Source organism: Flavobacterium oncorhynchi (assembly GCF_002217355.1).
GTDB classification, from domain to species: Bacteria; Bacteroidota; Bacteroidia; order Flavobacteriales; family Flavobacteriaceae; genus Flavobacterium; species Flavobacterium oncorhynchi.
On the sequence record NZ_MUHA01000007.1, the window covers coordinates 319,042 to 335,471 of the forward strand.

The following is a 16,430-nucleotide window of genomic DNA, read 5'->3' on the forward strand; positions in this document are numbered from 1 at the left end:
AATGCTTTTTGGTAGTTTATGCTTTAAAATCAGTTCTATTGAAAAAGAATACTCTTAAATATAGTTTTTTTCTTGTTTTTTTATTCCTTTTGATAGCTTGTTCTACCAAAAATAACAGCTTTGTATCGAGGAATTCACATGCTTTAAGTACAAAATATAACATTTTGTATAATGGCGGAATAGGCCTCGATAAAGGTTTACAATCTATATATGCGAATAATCAGGACAACTTTTGGAAAATACTTCCAATAGAAAAAATGCAGTTTGATGAAAACTTTTCTGATGAAGAAAAAGCAAAAAATCCTGATTTTGAATTAGCCGAGACAAAAGCTACAAAAGCAATTCAAAAGCATTCAATGAATATTGGAGGACGAGAAAGAAACTCTCAAATAGACGAAGCTTATTTAATGCTTGGAAAAGCCAGATATTACGATCAGCGTTTTATACCGGCATTAGAAGCATTCAATTATATTTTATACAAATATCCAAACAGCAGTAATATTTATACCGCAAAAATCTGGCGTGAGAAAACTAATATGCGTTTAGGAAATGATGCAATTGTTGTAAAAAACATCAACCTATTATTAAAAAACACAGATTTAAATAAACAGACTTTTTCAGATGCTAATGCACTTTTGGCTGAAGCATTTTTAAATTTAGAGCAAAGAGACAGCGCAGTAACAAAGCTTAAAATTGCCGAAAAATTCACCAAAATAAATGAAGATCGTGCCAGATACCGTTTTATTTTAGGGCAGATGTATCAAGAGGCTGGAAAAAAAGATAGTGCAGACTATTTTTACGATGGTGTAATTGATATGAATCGTAAAGCCGATCGAAAATATATGATGCATGCTTATGCAAAAAAAGCACAGATGTACGATTACGCAAGCGGTAACGATACTATTTTCTTAAAAACATACAATAAACTAGTTGCAGATCGTGAAAACAGACCTTATTATGATGTTTTGTTTTATGAAATGGCGGTTTATTATGATAAAAAGAAAGACACTGAAAATGCGCTGAAATTTTATGATAAATCATTAGGCAGAAAATCCAAAGACCCATATTTAATGGCATCGGCTTATCGAAACATTGGAAATATGTATTTTAAAAATACAGATTATTCAATGGCTGCTAAATATTATGACAGTACATTAACGAAGTTAAACCCAAAAACCAGAGAGTTTGCTTTTATTGAAAAAAACAGAAAAAACCTTGACAACGTTATTAAGTACGAAGCGATTGCAAAAACTAATGACAGTATAATTAAGGTATACAAACTGCCAGAAGCTGAGAGAAAAACCTACTTTGAAAATTATATTGCTGAACTGAAAAAGAAAGATGAAGCAAAAAGAATTTTAGAAGAAAGAGAAAAAGAGAAGCTGGCAAATATTGACCGAAATACAAATGCATCTAATGCGCCAACAGCAATTAATCCGAATTCATTAGGGAAACCTGTTGATTTTGACGGCGGATTAAAACCTCAATCTGGAAATGATGTAGCAAGTACTTTTTATTTCTATAATCCAACTACAGTTGCCTATGGAAAATTGCAATTTAAGAAAATGTGGGGTAATAGAACAATGGGCGGAAATTGGAGATTGGCAGCTATAAAATCTGCAAATAATGCCGCAATGAATGACACAATAAATAATCTGGAAAATGCAAATGCATTAAAAGACACTGTTGTTGTCGAAAAATACACTACCGCTTTTTATGAAAATAAGCTTCCTAAATCGCAAACGGCTATTGATAGTATTAATAAAGACCGCAATTTTGCGTACTATCAATTAGGACTTATATATAAAGAAAAATTTAATGAATATGCTTTAGCAAGTGATAAGCTGGAACAATTATTAAAAAATAATCCAGAAGAAAAATTGGTATTGCCGGCAATGTATAATTTGTATAAAATTTATCAAATTACTGATCCAGCAAAGGCACAAGCGATAAAAGCAAACATTATAGCAACATATCCGAACTCACGATATGCTCAAATTTTAAATAATGTAAAAACAGACGACCTTTCGTCACCAGATAAAGAATATCAAAAATGGTTCAAACTCTATCAAGAAGAGCAGTTTAATGTTGTTTTAGATAATATTGATAATTTAATTAATCAGTATTCAGGAGATGAAATAGTTTCTAAATATGAATTGCTTAAAGCAAATACATTAGGAAAGGTTAACGGATTGGAAGTGTATAAAAAAGGTTTAGAAACAGTTGCAGATAATTATCCGAATAGTGAAGAGGGTAAAAATGCAAGAGAGATTCTAGAAAAGCAAGTTCCAGTTTTAGAACGTCTTAATTTTACAACAGAAGACAATAAAAACTGGAAAATAATATATCCAATTGCAAGTAATGACAGTAAAACAGCAAAGCATATAGAAGATGTGATTAAAAGCTTTTTAGCTGTTGAAAATTATCAGCGTCTGACAACTTCAGTAGATAAATACAATAAGACGGAAAGTTTTGTTGTTATTCACGGAGTAAAATCTGAGGCTTATGCTAAAGATGTGGCTGGCGTTTTGAGAGATGATAAAAGATTTAAAATCGCTCAACCTGCAGTAATTATATCGAGCGATAATTACAAGGTGGTTCAAATCAAGAAAAATCTCGAAGTCTATTTGACCCCAAAAACCCCATAATAATGTTTGATAAAGTAAAAAAAAACGGAACAGAACTTCTAGGAAAAACAAATCGAATTGTTGAAGGAACCTCTATAATAGGTGATATTGTTTCAAAAGCTGATTTTAGGCTTGATGGCGAATTGATTGGAAATTTTACATCCGAAGGAAAATTAGTCATTGGAGCAAGCGGTGTTGTAAAAGGAGAGATCATTTGTAACAACGCTGATATTGAAGGTGAATTTCGTGGAAAAATTAAAGTTCTAGAAATTCTTAATATTAAAGAATCTGCACAAATTCACGGCGAAGTGGCCGTTGGAAAACTTTCTATAGAACCTGGAGCTGAATTTACAGCAACTTGTACCATGATAACTAACAATAAGGAAGTAACCCTAAAAGATGGATAAGGATCCGAATAATAAACAAAATAACAAATGGATTGCATTTATAAATATCCCCTTTCAAATGGGGATAATTATTTTTTTATTTAGTTACTTTGGCACCTGGTTAGACGAAAAGTATTCTAACGGAGGATCGCTTTGGACAATTGTTCTTTCTTTATTCTCTGTTTTTTTAGCACTTTATAATGTCATCAGACAAGTTAAAAATTTAAACAAGTAATGAATAGAACTGTAGATTTCCTAAAGTATTTTATCCCTTTTTCAATTGTGTTGTTTGCTGCTCAGTATTTTATAATGCAGTCTTTGTCTGACAAGTATAACTTTTTTTATGCTGCATGGAGTATTTATTTGTTCAATATTTTGGCCACTTTTATAGTGTATCTTTTACTTATTTACATCAATAAAAACTTTTCCACTTATACAGGTTTTACTTTTCTTGGTGCTAGTTTTTTTAGAATGATGGCGGCTGTGGTTTTCTTAATTCCGTTTATAAAGTCAGGCGCTGCAAATCCTATAGTAGATGTAAGTGCGTTTTTTATCCCTTATTTTTTGTTTTTACTTTTTGAGACAGTCTTTACAATTAGGCTTATAAACAAGGGTTAATGGTCTCATTATTAAATATATCGCATTTTGAAACGGAAATTTTAAAAATTATATCGATATATTTTCAGTTTTAAATTAAAAATGTACCTTTGCAAAAAATTTTTGAAACCTAAAATTAGATACAGTTTTAATAATGATAATTTCCAATAAACCAGTTCAGTACTTATTAGTTACCTTATTAGCACTTACTTCGTCGATAAATTTCGCATCAACGCCTGTTGACAGTGCTTCAGCTGCACACGAAAATGTCGAATTAGCAGAAGGAAGTCATGCAGAGACAAACGGCCACGGAGAAACTGTTGCTCATAAAGTTGAAGAAGAATTTAATGCTAGTGAATTAATCAATTCTCATATTGGAGATGCTCACGATTTTCATATTGCTGACTGGGATGGTCATCCAATCTCTTTTAGTCTTCCAGTTATTTTATGGACAGCAAATGGTTTAGAGATTTTTTCATCTGCAAAATTTCACCACGACAATTCAGGAGAACATGTTGTTGATATCAACGGTCAAAAATTTGTTCGTTATAAAGAAATAATTTTCTACGCTGACAAATTTGAAGGATTGTCACAAGAGGTAAAAGATAACGGAGCTTTTGCTTTTGATGCAAGACCTTTAGATTTCTCTATTACAAAAAATGTTTTCTCAATGTTGATGTCGGCAATAATTTTGTTCCTTGTATTTTTTGCAGTGGCAAGATCATACAAGAAAAACGACAAAGCACCAACAGGATTGGCTGGATTTTTAGAGCCGCTTGTAACTTTTGTTAGAGACGAAATTGCTATTCCTAATATAGGTACAAAAAAGTACGCGAAATATATGCCGTATCTTTTAACTATATTTTTCTTTATCTGGATTAATAACCTTATTGGTTTAATTCCATTCTTCCCATTCAGTTCAAACTTAACAGGAAATATTTACTTTACATTTGTAATGGCATTTATTACGTTTGTAGTTACAACTTTAAGCGGAAACAAAAATTATTGGGGACATATTTTTAATACACCAGGAGTTCCTGTGTGGTTAGCTCCAATTATGATTCCTGTAGAGATCATTGGAATGCTTACTAAGCCATTCGCTTTAATGATTCGTTTATTTGCAAACATTACTGCAGGGCATATTATTATCTTGAGTTTAGTTTCTTTAATCTTCATATTTAAATCAGTTGCAATTGGACCAGTTTCTGGAGCATTTGTATTGTTCATGAGCGTATTAGAGATGTTAGTTGCTGCATTACAAGCATATGTATTTACATTGCTTTCAGCATTATTTATTGGTCAGGCTGTTGAAGAGCACGATCATCATTAATCAGAGTTTTATTAATTATTAACTATATAAATTTATTATTATGGTATTAGCTGGAATCGGAGCTGGATTAGCTGTAATTGGTGCAGGTATTGGTATTGGAAAAATTGGTGGTTCTGCAATGGACGCTATTGCTCGTCAGCCAGAAGCTGCTGGGAAAATCCAGACTGCTATGATTATTGCTGCTGCACTTATTGAAGGGGTTGCTCTTTTCGCAGTAGTTGTTGCGTTAATCGCACAATAATTAAAACTTAAAACTTCCTGCAGCGGTTGGCTCCAGGAAGTTTTTTTAAAAAAAACGACAAACAATTTTTAAACATATAATGTTATGCAATTAACTTCACCGGAAAGTTTAATTTTTTGGACAACAATTATCTTTATTGTTTTCTTTATTCTTTTAGCAAAATTTGCTTGGAAACCAATTTTAGGAGCTGTAAAAAGCCGTGAGGAATCTATCAACAATGCTTTAGCTTCAGCAGAAGCTGCTCGCAGAGAAATGGAAAACTTAACTGCAGATAATGAGCGTATTTTAAAAGAAGCTCGTGCAGAACGTGATGCTATGTTGAAAGAAGCACGTGAAATGAGAGAGCAAATTATTGCTGATTCTAAAAATGATGCACAAGAGCAAGGTCAAAAATTAATTGAGCAAGCTAAAGCAGCGATCGAAAGTGAAAAAAATGCTGCAATGGCAGAATTGAAATCACAAGTTTCAAGTCTATCTTTAAGCATCGCTGAAAAATTATTGAAAGAAGAATTATCTAACAAAGAATCTCAAACTAAATTAGTTGAGAAAATGTTAGGTGACGTAAAGTTAAACTAAGATTATGGCAAGTACAAGAGCAGCAATTCGTTATGCAAAAGCAATTCTAGACTTAGCAAACTCTAAAGGTGTTGCCGAAGCTGTAAATAACGATATGAAATCAATTGCATCAGCGATTGAAAATAATTCAGAATTAAGCGCATTTATTCAAAACCAAACTACAAAAGTTGAAGTTAAAGAAAGTGCTCTTTTAGAAGTTTTTGCAAATGTAAATGGTGTAACTAAAGGTTTATTTCATTTATTATTCGAAAACAAAAGATTTGAAATTCTAGATGCAATTGCAGTAGAATACAATAAATTATTTGACGAAAGCAATGGAGTTGAAACTGCGAAAGTAACAACTGCAATTCCAATGGATGCTGCATTAGAAGCTAAAGTTTTAGCTAAAATCGCAACTTTGTCAGACAAAAAAATTACAATTGAAAATATAGTAGATCCTTCAATTATTGGTGGATTTATTTTAAGAATAGGTGATAATCAATACAATGCATCTGTTGCAAACAGATTGCAAGTATTAAAAAGAGAGTTAAGTAATTAGTTTTATTACACATAAAAGTGTCTAAATTATAAATTAAGATGGCGGAAATCAAACCTGCTGAAATTTCAGCAATATTAAGAAAGCAAGTAGAAGGTTTTGAATCTGGTGCTACGCTGGAGGAAGTAGGAACAGTACTTCAAGTTGGAGATGGTATTGCTCGTGTTTACGGGCTGTCTAATGTTCAATATGGTGAGTTAGTAGAATTTGATAACGGTATGGAAGGTATCGTATTGAATCTTGAAGAAGACAATGTTGGTGTGGTACTTTTAGGACCATCAACAGGAATTAAAGAAGGATCTACTGCAAAAAGAACTCAACGTATTGCTTCTCTTAAAGTAGGTGAGCAAATGGTAGGACGTGTAGTGAACACTCTTGGTTTTCCAATTGACGGAAAAGGACCAATTGGTGGAACATTATATGAAATGCCTTTAGAAAGAAAAGCACCTGGTGTTGTATTTCGTCAGCCAGTAACTGAGCCATTACAAACTGGTGTAAAAGCAGTAGATGCTATGATTCCAGTAGGTCGTGGACAACGTGAGCTTGTAATTGGTGACCGTCAAACAGGTAAATCAACTGTTTGTATCGATACAATCTTAAATCAAAAAGAATTTTATGATGCAGGAAAACCTGTATTCTGTATATATGTTGCAATTGGACAAAAAGCTTCAACTGTAGCAGGAATCGCAAAAATGTTAGAAGAAAAAGGAGCAATGGCTTATACAGTTATCGTTGCTGCAAATGCTTCTGATCCAGCTCCAATGCAAGTTTATGCTCCTTTCGCAGGTGCTGCAATTGGTGAATACTTTAGAGATTCAGGTCGTCCAGCACTTATTGTGTATGATGATTTATCTAAACAAGCAGTTGCTTACCGTGAGGTTTCTCTTTTATTAAGAAGACCACCGGGACGTGAGGCTTACCCTGGAGACGTTTTCTACTTACACTCTCGTTTATTAGAGCGTGCTTGTAAAGTAATTGCTGATGATGGTATTGCTAAAAGCATGAATGATTTACCAGATTCTATCAAGTCTATCGTAAAAGGTGGTGGTTCATTAACTGCATTGCCAATTATCGAAACTCAAGCTGGTGACGTTTCTGCATATATCCCAACAAACGTAATTTCGATTACAGATGGTCAGATTTTCCTTGATGGAGATTTGTTCAACTCTGGAGTTCGTCCTGCAATTAACGTAGGTATCTCTGTATCTCGTGTTGGAGGTAATGCTCAAATTAAATCAATGAAAAAAGTTTCAGGAACTTTAAAATTAGATCAGGCTCAATTCCGTGAATTAGAAGCTTTCGCTAAATTTGGTTCTGACTTAGATTCTGTTACATTAAACGTAATTGAAAAAGGAAAAAGAAACGTTGAAATCTTGAAACAAGGTCTTAACGATCCTTATACAGTAGAAAATCAAGTAGCTATTATTTACGCTGGTTCTAAAAACTTATTAAGAAACGTACCTGTAAATAAAGTAAAAGAATTTGAAGCAGATTTCTTAGCTTACTTAAACAGTAAACATAAAGATACGCTTAACGCGTTGAAAGCTGGAAAATTAGATGACAACATTACTGATGTTATCGAAAAAGCAGCAAAAGAAATTTCAGCAAAATATATCTAATTAGAGAATTCGTAAATTAGATAATTAGAAAACATCTTAGGAGACTTTCTAATTATCTAATTTTCAAATTGTCACATTTTTTTAATCGACAAATGGCAAATTTAAAGGAAATCCGTAATAGAATTACTTCCGTTTCATCGACGATGCAAATTACATCGGCAATGAAAATGGTTTCTGCAGCAAAGCTTAAGAAAGCACAAGATGCAATCACTGCGATGCGCCCTTATGCCGAGAAATTAACGGAGTTGCTGCAAAATCTTTCTGCTACACTTGATGGTGAAGTTGGAGGAGATTACACAACACAACGTGAAGTAAAAAAAGTATTACTTGTTGCTATAACTTCAAATAGAGGTTTATGTGGAGCATTCAATGCAAATATTATTAAAGAAGTTAAAAATCGTGCTGCTTTTTATGCTGGAAAACAAGTAGATGTTTTTCCTATTGGTAAAAAAGGAAATGATGTACTAAGTAAATCTTTTAAAGCACACGGACATCATAATGCAATTTTTGACCATTTAACTTTTGATAATGTTGCTGGAATTGCTGATAATTTGACTGAGAAATTTTTATCAGGAGAATATGACAGAATCGAATTAATCTATAATCAGTTTAAAAATGCTGCAACACAAATCGTTCAAACAGAACAATTTTTACCGTTAGCTCCAATTAAATCTGATGCGCCAGTTTCTGCTGGAGATTATATTTTCGAACCTTCAAAAGAAGAAATTGTTTTGACTTTAATTCCTAAGTCTTTAAAAACACAATTATACAAAGGTATTCGCGATTCATTTGCTTCAGAACACGGAGCACGTATGACAGCTATGCACAAAGCAACTGACAACGCAACTGAATTAAGAAACCAATTAAAATTAACGTACAACAAAGCACGTCAAGCTGCTATTACAAACGAAATCTTAGAGATCGTTGGTGGAGCAGAAGCTTTGAACGGATAATTTGATATTCAAATACGAAAAGAGCCGACAATTAATTGTCGGCTCTTTTTTGTATAATAGTTTTGTATTTTCAAGTCAGCTTATAAAATGGTGATTCTCAATTTACCCTAAAAATTGAGAACCATTACCATTTTATAAAATTATTGAACAGATTTATCACCTCTGTCTGCTTTGTCTTTTATGGGAACAAACTAGCTTTATTAGTCCCAATGCTTTGCTTTTTTAGGGTTGCGTTGTAGCTTTTCTCATTCCCTATGACACAAAGTTATCAAGAAGGTTCCTAGAAAAATTACAAAATTTTTTCTCTTTATTATAGATTTAACATGTTTGCTTTTTACCTTATTATACAGAGAGCAAAAAAAATAAGTATTTTTGAGGTCTATTTATATATTATGAATTTACAAATACGTGAGCTTACTTCGATTGAAGAAATGTTGGACCAAACCGATACAATGAGATTTCTATACCCAATGATTACGGTAGAAAAGTATAAATCGTTTCTCCTTGAGATGGTGCCTCATAATTATATTCAAATTGGTGTTTTTCAAGATGAAACTTGTGTAGGACTTACGGGCTGTTGGTCTGCTACTAAACTGTGGACAGGAAAATATCTAGAGATTGACAATTTTGTTGTAAATCCAGAATATCGTTCTAAAGGAATTGGTAAATTATTAACAGATTTTATAGAACAGAAAGCGATAGCTTTAGGTTGCAGCAGTATAGTTCTAGATGCTTTTACGGGAAATTTTGGAGCTCATCGTTTTTATTATAATCAAGGATACAATCCAAAAGGGTTTCATTTTGTAAAAATATTAGACGAAAGTAAAATAACTAAATAAAATAATAGTTAAGCTTTTATTGAACCTTTAAAAGCATTATTAAACCAAAGAATTGGTTATTTTTGTTTCACGAACTTTATTACAAACTATTTTGGGATTATATAAAAATCTATTCAAACAAACTGCGATTTATGGACTGGCGACGGTTTTACCCCGAATGCTGAGTTTTTTACTGGTCAGATTATATACAGGTATTTTGCCCACGGCTGAATATGGTGAGGTTTCGATTGTTTTGTCTTGGATGGTTTTCTTTAACGTAGTACTTTCCTACGGAATGGAAACGGCTTTTTTTAGATTTTACAGCGCAGAAGAAGATAAGAAAAATGTAATTGCAACATCTACAATATCAATATTTTGGTCATCAATAATCTTCTTATTTGCTGCTTTAATATTTAGAAACACCTTGGCAGCTTGGGCAGAAGTCGATGTGCAGTATATTACTTATTCTGTTTGGATTTTAGTTTTAGATGCTTTGGTTTTAGTGCCATTTTCTAAGTTAAGAGCCAATCAGCGTCCAATGGTGTATGCGGCTATTAAAATTGGAAATGTCATCGTTAATTTGGTGCTGAATATTTTCTTTTTGATGTATTTACCAAAACTGGCCGCTTCAAATCCAAATTCAGTTTGGGATAATTTATATGTAGAAAATTTCCAGATCGCTTATATTTTCATTGCCAATCTTTTGGCAAGTTTGGCCACGTTTATAGTGCTTTCACCAAATTATATGTCGCTTGGTCGAAAATTTGATCCTGTACTTTGGAAAAAAATGATGAAATATGGTCTTCCAATTTTGGTGGCAGGTTTAGCATTCGCCGTTAATGAGCATTTTGATAAAATTTTGTTAGGCTATTTATTACCCGAGAATTTAGCAAAATCTGAAGTTGGAGCTTATTCTGCCTGTTACAAACTTGGTTTGTTTATGGTTTTGTTTGCAACAGCTTTTAGATTAGGAATTGAACCGTTCTTTTTTAGCCATGCAAAAAACGCCAATGCTCCCCAAACATATGCAGTTATTACGAAATACTTTGTGATTTTAGGATCCTTAATTTTATTAGGTGTCATCGTTTTTGCCGATGTTTTAAAATATCTTTTGTTAGATAATAAATCCTATTGGGAAGCCATGAAAGTAGTGCCTTTAATTATTTTGGCAAATTTCTTTTTAGGAATCTACAACAATTTATCAGTTTGGTATAAACTTACAGATAAAACAAAAATTGGAGCTTACATTTCGATAGTTGGCGCAATCGTAACATTAGTTTTAAACTACTTTTTAATTCCAAAATACAGTTATTACGGATCAGCGATTGCTACTATTTCAGCATACGGAAGCATGATGTTAATTTCCTATGTTTTAGGAAATAAATATTATCCGATACCATACGATATGAATAAAATATCTGCTTATTTAGGAATTTCGATTGTGTTTTCGGCAATTTCTTTTTATGGCTTTAGAGAAAATTATTTCGTTGGCATCCCACTGCTTTTAGGCTTTATGTACTTTGTTTATCATAATGAAAAAGAGACTATTAAAGGAATTATGAAAAAGTAGAAGTTACTTTTTTAATTATTTAAAATATAAAATGAAAATACAAATTATCAATAAATCACAGCACGATTTACCTAACTATGAAACTATTGCTTCTGCAGGAATGGATTTGCGTGCTAATTTAACAGAGTCAATTACATTAAAACCTTTAGAAAGAACGATTGTAAAAACAGGACTTTTTATCGAATTGCCAATTGGTTATGAAGCACAGGTGAGACCAAGAAGCGGATTGGCTGCTAAAAAAGGAGTTACCGTTTTAAATTCTCCAGGAACGGTCGATGCAGATTATAGAGGAGAAATAGGGGTAATTTTAGTAAATTTATCAAATGAAGAATTTGTAATCGAAAATGGAGAACGAATTGCACAATTAATTATTGCGAAACACGAAAGAGCTGAATGGATCGAAGTCGAAGAACTTTCTGAAACTTCAAGAGGTGAAGGCGGTTTTGGCAGTACAGGAGTAAAATAGAAAATTTAATAATTTAAAGATTTAGTGATTAAAAGATTGTATTATAATCTTTTTTAATTTTTCAATCTTTTAATCTTTCAATAAAAAAATGAAAATAATCGTTCCAATGGCTGGCCGCGGATCTAGACTTAGGCCACATACTTTAACTGTTCCAAAACCATTAATTCCAGTTGCAGGAAAATCAATTGTACATCGTTTAGTCGAGGATATTGCCAAAATTTTAAAAGAACCTATTGAAGAAGTCGCTTTTATACTAGGAGATCCTGCTTTTTTTGGAGATGATCTTGTAGCAAGTTTAGAAGATTTAGCAAAAGGATTAGGAGCAAAAGCATCTATTTATCGTCAAGATTTACCTTTAGGAACAGGTCATGCTATTATGTGTGCAAAAGACTCTCTTTCAGGCCCTGCAGTTATTGCTTACGCGGATACTTTAATTAGAGCCGATTTTGAATTAGATCCTGAAGCAGATGCTGTAATTTGGGTAAAACAAGTAGAACAGCCAGAAGCTTTTGGTGTAGTAAAACTAAACACAAATAACGAAATCATAGAATTGGTTGAAAAACCAAAAGAGTTTGTAAGCGACTTAGCGGTTATTGGAATTTACTATTTCAAAGAAGTTAGTGATTTGAAAAATGAACTTCAAGGCGTTTTAGATAATAACATTCAAAACGGCGGAGAATATCAAATCAATGACGGTATTAAAGCTATGATGGCCAACGGAAAAGTTTTTAAAACTGGAAGCGTTGACGAATGGATGGATTGCGGAAATAAAGATGTAACTGTTGAAACAAATACCAGAATGTTGGGATTTTTACATAACGATGGTGAACATTTAGTTGACTATGATGTAAAACTAGAAAACTCAACCATCATTCCACCTTGTTATATTGGTGAAAATGTAGTGCTTAAAAATACAACAGTTGGCCCGAACGTTTCAATTGGGAAAGGATGCCACATAACGGATAGTGCAATTAAGAACAGTTTAGTGCAGACTTATTCTCAAATAAAAAATGCAAATTTAGACAATGCAATGATTGGAAATCATGTAAGTTACGATGGTAAATTTACCAGTATCAGCATTGGAGATTATTCTGTTTTAGAATAAAAATAGGTTTCAAAAGGTTCTTTTTGGTTTAAAAATGAAAATATAAAAAGAATGAAAAAAGGCGTTTTAATAATTTTATTTTTCGTTTTGCTTGGCAATTCAAATACGGTTTTGGCTCAAACTGAACCAGAAGATATTGCTATGGCAACAGATGATTATCAGGATGCTTTTTATGAATCTTTAAAACAAAAAGGAATCGAAAATTATGATAAAGCAATAGCATCATTAGATAAATGTATCAAACTAAAACCTAATGATGCTGTTGCCTATTTTGAATTAGGGAAAAATTATCTGGCGCTTAAAGATTATAAAAATGCGCAGGAAGCATTTGAAAAAGCCACGCAATTAAACCCAAAAAACAAATGGTATTGGTTAGGAATTTACGATGTAAGTTATGAAACCAAAAATTATCCGCTGGCAATCGAAACGATTCAGAAAATTATGGTTTTTGATGAAGAGTATAAAGACGATTTAATATCGTTGTATATGATCACAAACCAATTTGATAAAGCTTTGACTGCTATTAATGAAATGAACGATAAGTTTGGGAAATCTGAAGATCGTGAAAGATATAAAATTCAGATTTTATCGCAGGGAAAATATCAAGATGCTGCCATTACCAATTTAATAGATCAGATTAAGAAAAACCCAAAAGAAGAATCCAATTACGTTAATTTGATTTTTTTATATTCAAAAGCAGAGGAAACAGATAAGGCATTAGATATAGCAAAACAATTATCAAAAGAAATTCCAGATTCAGAATGGGCACAGGTAAGTTTATTCAAAGTATATCTAGACGCTAATCAAGCAGAAAAAGCGATTAAGGCGATGAATATAGTTTTGTCAAGTTCAAAAATTGACTCAAAAATGAAACATCGCACGTTAAATGAGTTTTTGATTTTTGTGACTAAAAATCCTCAGTATGCACCTGATTTAGAAAAGGCAATTGCATATTTTGATAACGATAAAGAGATTGATGTTGCAAAAGAAATTGGCAAATTTTATCATGGAAAAGGACAATTTGAAAATGCAATTAAATATTACGAGAAAGATCTAAGAACAAATTCAGAGACAGATCGTGAGACTAACCTGCTTTTGCTTGATGCTTATACGCAGGCAAAACAATTTGAGCCAATGACAAAAAGAGCAATGAGCATGATAGAAGTTTATCCGAGTCAGCCTCAATTTTACTATTATGCAGGATTAGGAAATAATCAGCTGAAACAATTTAAAAACGCAAAAACCGTTTTAGAAATGGGACTTGATTATGTTGTTGATGATAAAAAGCTCGAAGCAAATTTTAATATTCAACTTGGTGAGGCTTACAATGGATTGGGAGATGCTAAGAAAAAAGAGGAATACTTTTTGAAAGCAAATGAGTTATTAAAACAAAAATAATAAGGAGAATAAAATGAAAAAATATATTGTATTAGTATTAATGTCCGTTTTTGTGATTTCATGTAAATCAAAACAGGCAGCAGTACAAAACAACACTGTAGTCGAAACGATTACAAAAAAAGATAAAAAGGCAATAGAGAAGCATTACGAAAACAAACTAGATTTTTCGACTCTCTATATAAAAGCTGCTGCGAAGTATGTAGATGATAAACAAAGTCAAAACGTAACTGCTGAAATAAAAATTGAAAAGGACAAACAGATTTTAGTAAGCGTTCGATTTTTAGGAATTACAATGGCAAAAGCCTTGATTACACCAACCGCAGTAAGCTATTATGAAAAAATAAACAGTACTTATTATGAAGGTGATTTTAGCAGTTTGAGCAAATGGCTTGGAACTGAATTAGATTATAATAAAGTACAGAATTTATTAATTGGAGAAGCTTTTGATGATTTAAGAAAAGGAGAGTATACGCAGACAATTGTAGAAAATCTTTTTCGTTTAGAAGATGAAAAGGATGAGAATATAAAAAAGGCATTCTATTTAGATCCTGAAAAATATTTGCTGCAGAAAGAAGAAATCACACAAGCATCTGAAAACAGAAAGTTAGAAATTAATTATTCTGACAGTAAAACTTTTGCACAAGGAACAATTCCAACAACACTTACAATTAATGCTGTGCAGCCAAAAGGAACAACCAACATTAATTTAAATTATAACAATATTTCGTTTAACGAGGAACTTTCTTTTCCGTATAGTGTACCAAGCGGTTATAAAAAAGTTTTAATTAAGTAAATTTGCAAAAAGAAAAAAGAAACATGCCGAAATTTCTCCTCAGCCTAATTTTTATTTGTGCCACAACTTTTATGTGGGCGCAAGATTCACAGCAAGAAAAACTTGAACAGCGTAAAGCGCAGATTCAGCAGGAAATTAGAGATAATGAAAAGATGCTGCAATCAGTAAAGAAAAAAGAAAAATCGGCTGTAAATGTATTTTTAATTCAGGCGAATAAAATCAAATTAAAAGAGAAATTAATCAATACTACCGCAAAGCAGGAAAAACTGTTAAGTAATGATATGTATATTAATCAAGTTAAGGTTAATAAATTAAAAAAAGAGCTGGAAGTTTTAAAAGCAGATTATGCTAAGATGATTTTAAAATCGTACAAAAGCCGTTCTGAGCAAAGTAGAGCAATGTTTATTTTGTCTTCAGAAAGTTTTTTGCAAGCTTATAAAAGAGCCCAATATTTAAAACAATATACGAATTTTAGAAAAAATCAAGGTTTAGAAATTGAGTCTAAAACAGCACAATTAGTTGATTTTAATGCAAAGTTGGACGGGCAGAGACAGGTTAAGAAAAAAATTATAGCTGAGAACGAAAAGGAAAAACAAAGTTTGGAAGTTGAGAAAAAAGAACAGCAAAAATTAGTTAACTCAATTAAAAAAGACAAAAATAAAATTATTGCTGATACGAGAGCAAAACAGCAAGAATCGAGAAGAATCGACGCTAAAATTAAAGAACTTATTCGTGAACAAATTAGATTAGCGAATCAAAGAGCCGAAGAAGAGAGACGCAGAAGAATCGCAGAAGGTAAAGCCAGCGAAGCAGAGAAAGCAGAGGCAGCAGCACCTAAAAGTTATTCATCAGACAGAATTGCATTAACACCGGAAGGTAAAATTTTAGCTGCCGATTTTAAAGCAAATAGAGGAAAATTGCCTTGGCCGGTAGAGAAAGGATTTATATCGCTTGGTTACGGAGATCAACCGCATCCATTGTACCCGTCATTGACTGTTCATAATTCAGGAGTAGAGATTACTACTGAACAAGGAGCAAGCGCACGCGCGGTGTTTGAAGGAGTGGTATCGAAAGTGATTGCTTTATCTCCTGTAAACAGAGCTGTTTTTATTCAGCATGGAGATTTCTTTACCGTATATCAAAATCTAAGCTCTGTATCTGTTGAACAAGGTGATAAAGTAAAAGTAAAACAAGTTATTGGAAAAGTTAGAACTAGTGGAGACACAGGTAAAACAATTATTAAATTCTTGATTCTTCAAAATACATCAAACAACAATCCAGAAGGATGGCTGCAAAATAGATAATACAGCAATTAAAAATTTTAGAATATAAAATTTGCTAAAGGATTAAGTTTAAAAAAGTCGTTTTCATCAGCATGCTGATGAAAACGACTTTTTTATTGTTTGCATTATCTAG

General features: G+C 32.4%; 17 protein-coding genes. All 17 read left to right on the forward strand.

The window, feature by feature from the left end:
- Positions 1–38 precede the first annotated feature (38 nt).
- The 17 genes from porW (at position 39) to B0A75_RS06910 (ending at position 16,318) form a co-directional block, all read left to right on the forward strand.
- The gene (gene porW / locus B0A75_RS06830) at positions 39–2,648 is read left to right on the forward strand and encodes a type IX secretion system periplasmic lipoprotein PorW/SprE (protein WP_089053793.1); all 2,610 of its coding nucleotides are present in this window, start codon (positions 39–41) and stop codon (positions 2,646–2,648) included.
- 2 nt (positions 2,649–2,650) lie between these two features.
- Positions 2,651–3,034, forward strand: coding sequence for a bactofilin family protein (locus B0A75_RS06835; RefSeq protein ID WP_089053551.1), 384 nt, complete (start codon positions 2,651–2,653; stop codon positions 3,032–3,034).
- Positions 3,027–3,248 carry an AtpZ/AtpI family protein gene (locus tag B0A75_RS06840; protein WP_089053552.1) on the forward strand — a complete coding sequence of 74 codons (222 nt, stop codon included), beginning with the start codon at positions 3,027–3,029 and terminating at the stop codon, positions 3,246–3,248. Before B0A75_RS06835 ends, B0A75_RS06840 begins: the two co-directional genes overlap by 8 nt.
- A complete protein-coding gene (locus B0A75_RS06845) occupies positions 3,248–3,631 on the forward strand; it encodes a hypothetical protein (protein ID WP_089053553.1) in 384 nt (127 codons plus the stop codon). Before B0A75_RS06840 ends, B0A75_RS06845 begins: the two co-directional genes overlap by 1 nt.
- A 133-nt stretch (positions 3,632–3,764) precedes the next feature.
- A complete protein-coding gene (atpB, locus tag B0A75_RS06850) occupies positions 3,765–4,940 on the forward strand; it encodes a F0F1 ATP synthase subunit A (protein WP_089053554.1) in 1,176 nt (391 codons plus the stop codon).
- A gap of 40 nt (positions 4,941–4,980) precedes the next feature.
- The gene (gene atpE / locus B0A75_RS06855) at positions 4,981–5,181 is read left to right on the forward strand and encodes an ATP synthase F0 subunit C (RefSeq protein ID WP_089053555.1); all 201 of its coding nucleotides are present in this window, start codon (positions 4,981–4,983) and stop codon (positions 5,179–5,181) included.
- Between the two features lie 84 nt (positions 5,182–5,265).
- Entirely contained in the window at positions 5,266–5,757 is a 492-nt protein-coding gene (locus B0A75_RS06860; protein WP_089053556.1) for a F0F1 ATP synthase subunit B, read from the forward strand.
- A gap of 4 nt (positions 5,758–5,761) precedes the next feature.
- Positions 5,762–6,295 (forward strand): ATP synthase F1 subunit delta, encoded by a 534-nt coding sequence (atpH, locus tag B0A75_RS06865; RefSeq protein WP_089053557.1) that lies wholly within the window; start codon positions 5,762–5,764, stop codon positions 6,293–6,295.
- 38 nt (positions 6,296–6,333) lie between these two features.
- On the forward strand, positions 6,334–7,911 hold the full coding sequence (gene atpA, locus B0A75_RS06870; protein WP_089053558.1) for a F0F1 ATP synthase subunit alpha: 1,578 nt from the start codon (positions 6,334–6,336) through the stop codon (positions 7,909–7,911).
- A gap of 92 nt (positions 7,912–8,003) precedes the next feature.
- Positions 8,004–8,864 carry an ATP synthase F1 subunit gamma gene (atpG, locus tag B0A75_RS06875; protein ID WP_089053559.1) on the forward strand — a complete coding sequence of 287 codons (861 nt, stop codon included), beginning with the start codon at positions 8,004–8,006 and terminating at the stop codon, positions 8,862–8,864.
- Positions 8,865–9,256: 392 nt separating this feature from the next.
- The gene (locus B0A75_RS06880) at positions 9,257–9,703 is read left to right on the forward strand and encodes a GNAT family N-acetyltransferase (protein WP_089053794.1); all 447 of its coding nucleotides are present in this window, start codon (positions 9,257–9,259) and stop codon (positions 9,701–9,703) included.
- Between the two features lie 91 nt (positions 9,704–9,794).
- Complete coding sequence (locus B0A75_RS06885; protein ID WP_089053795.1) at positions 9,795–11,252, forward strand: lipopolysaccharide biosynthesis protein; 1,458 nt, start codon at positions 9,795–9,797, stop codon at positions 11,250–11,252.
- Positions 11,253–11,283: 31 nt separating this feature from the next.
- Entirely contained in the window at positions 11,284–11,718 is a 435-nt protein-coding gene (gene dut / locus B0A75_RS06890) for a dUTP diphosphatase (RefSeq protein WP_074660083.1), read from the forward strand.
- 88 nt (positions 11,719–11,806) lie between these two features.
- Positions 11,807–12,823, forward strand: a complete 1,017-nt coding sequence (locus B0A75_RS06895) for a sugar phosphate nucleotidyltransferase (RefSeq protein WP_089053560.1) — start codon at positions 11,807–11,809, stop codon at positions 12,821–12,823.
- A gap of 51 nt (positions 12,824–12,874) precedes the next feature.
- Positions 12,875–14,221 carry a tetratricopeptide repeat protein gene (locus B0A75_RS06900; protein WP_089053561.1) on the forward strand — a complete coding sequence of 449 codons (1,347 nt, stop codon included), beginning with the start codon at positions 12,875–12,877 and terminating at the stop codon, positions 14,219–14,221.
- A 13-nt stretch (positions 14,222–14,234) separates the two neighbouring features.
- Entirely contained in the window at positions 14,235–15,014 is a 780-nt protein-coding gene (locus B0A75_RS06905; RefSeq protein ID WP_089053562.1) for a DUF4292 domain-containing protein, read from the forward strand.
- 23 nt (positions 15,015–15,037) lie between these two features.
- Complete coding sequence (locus tag B0A75_RS06910) at positions 15,038–16,318, forward strand: murein hydrolase activator EnvC family protein (protein ID WP_089053563.1); 1,281 nt, start codon at positions 15,038–15,040, stop codon at positions 16,316–16,318.
- The last annotated feature ends 112 nt before the right edge of the window (positions 16,319–16,430 follow it).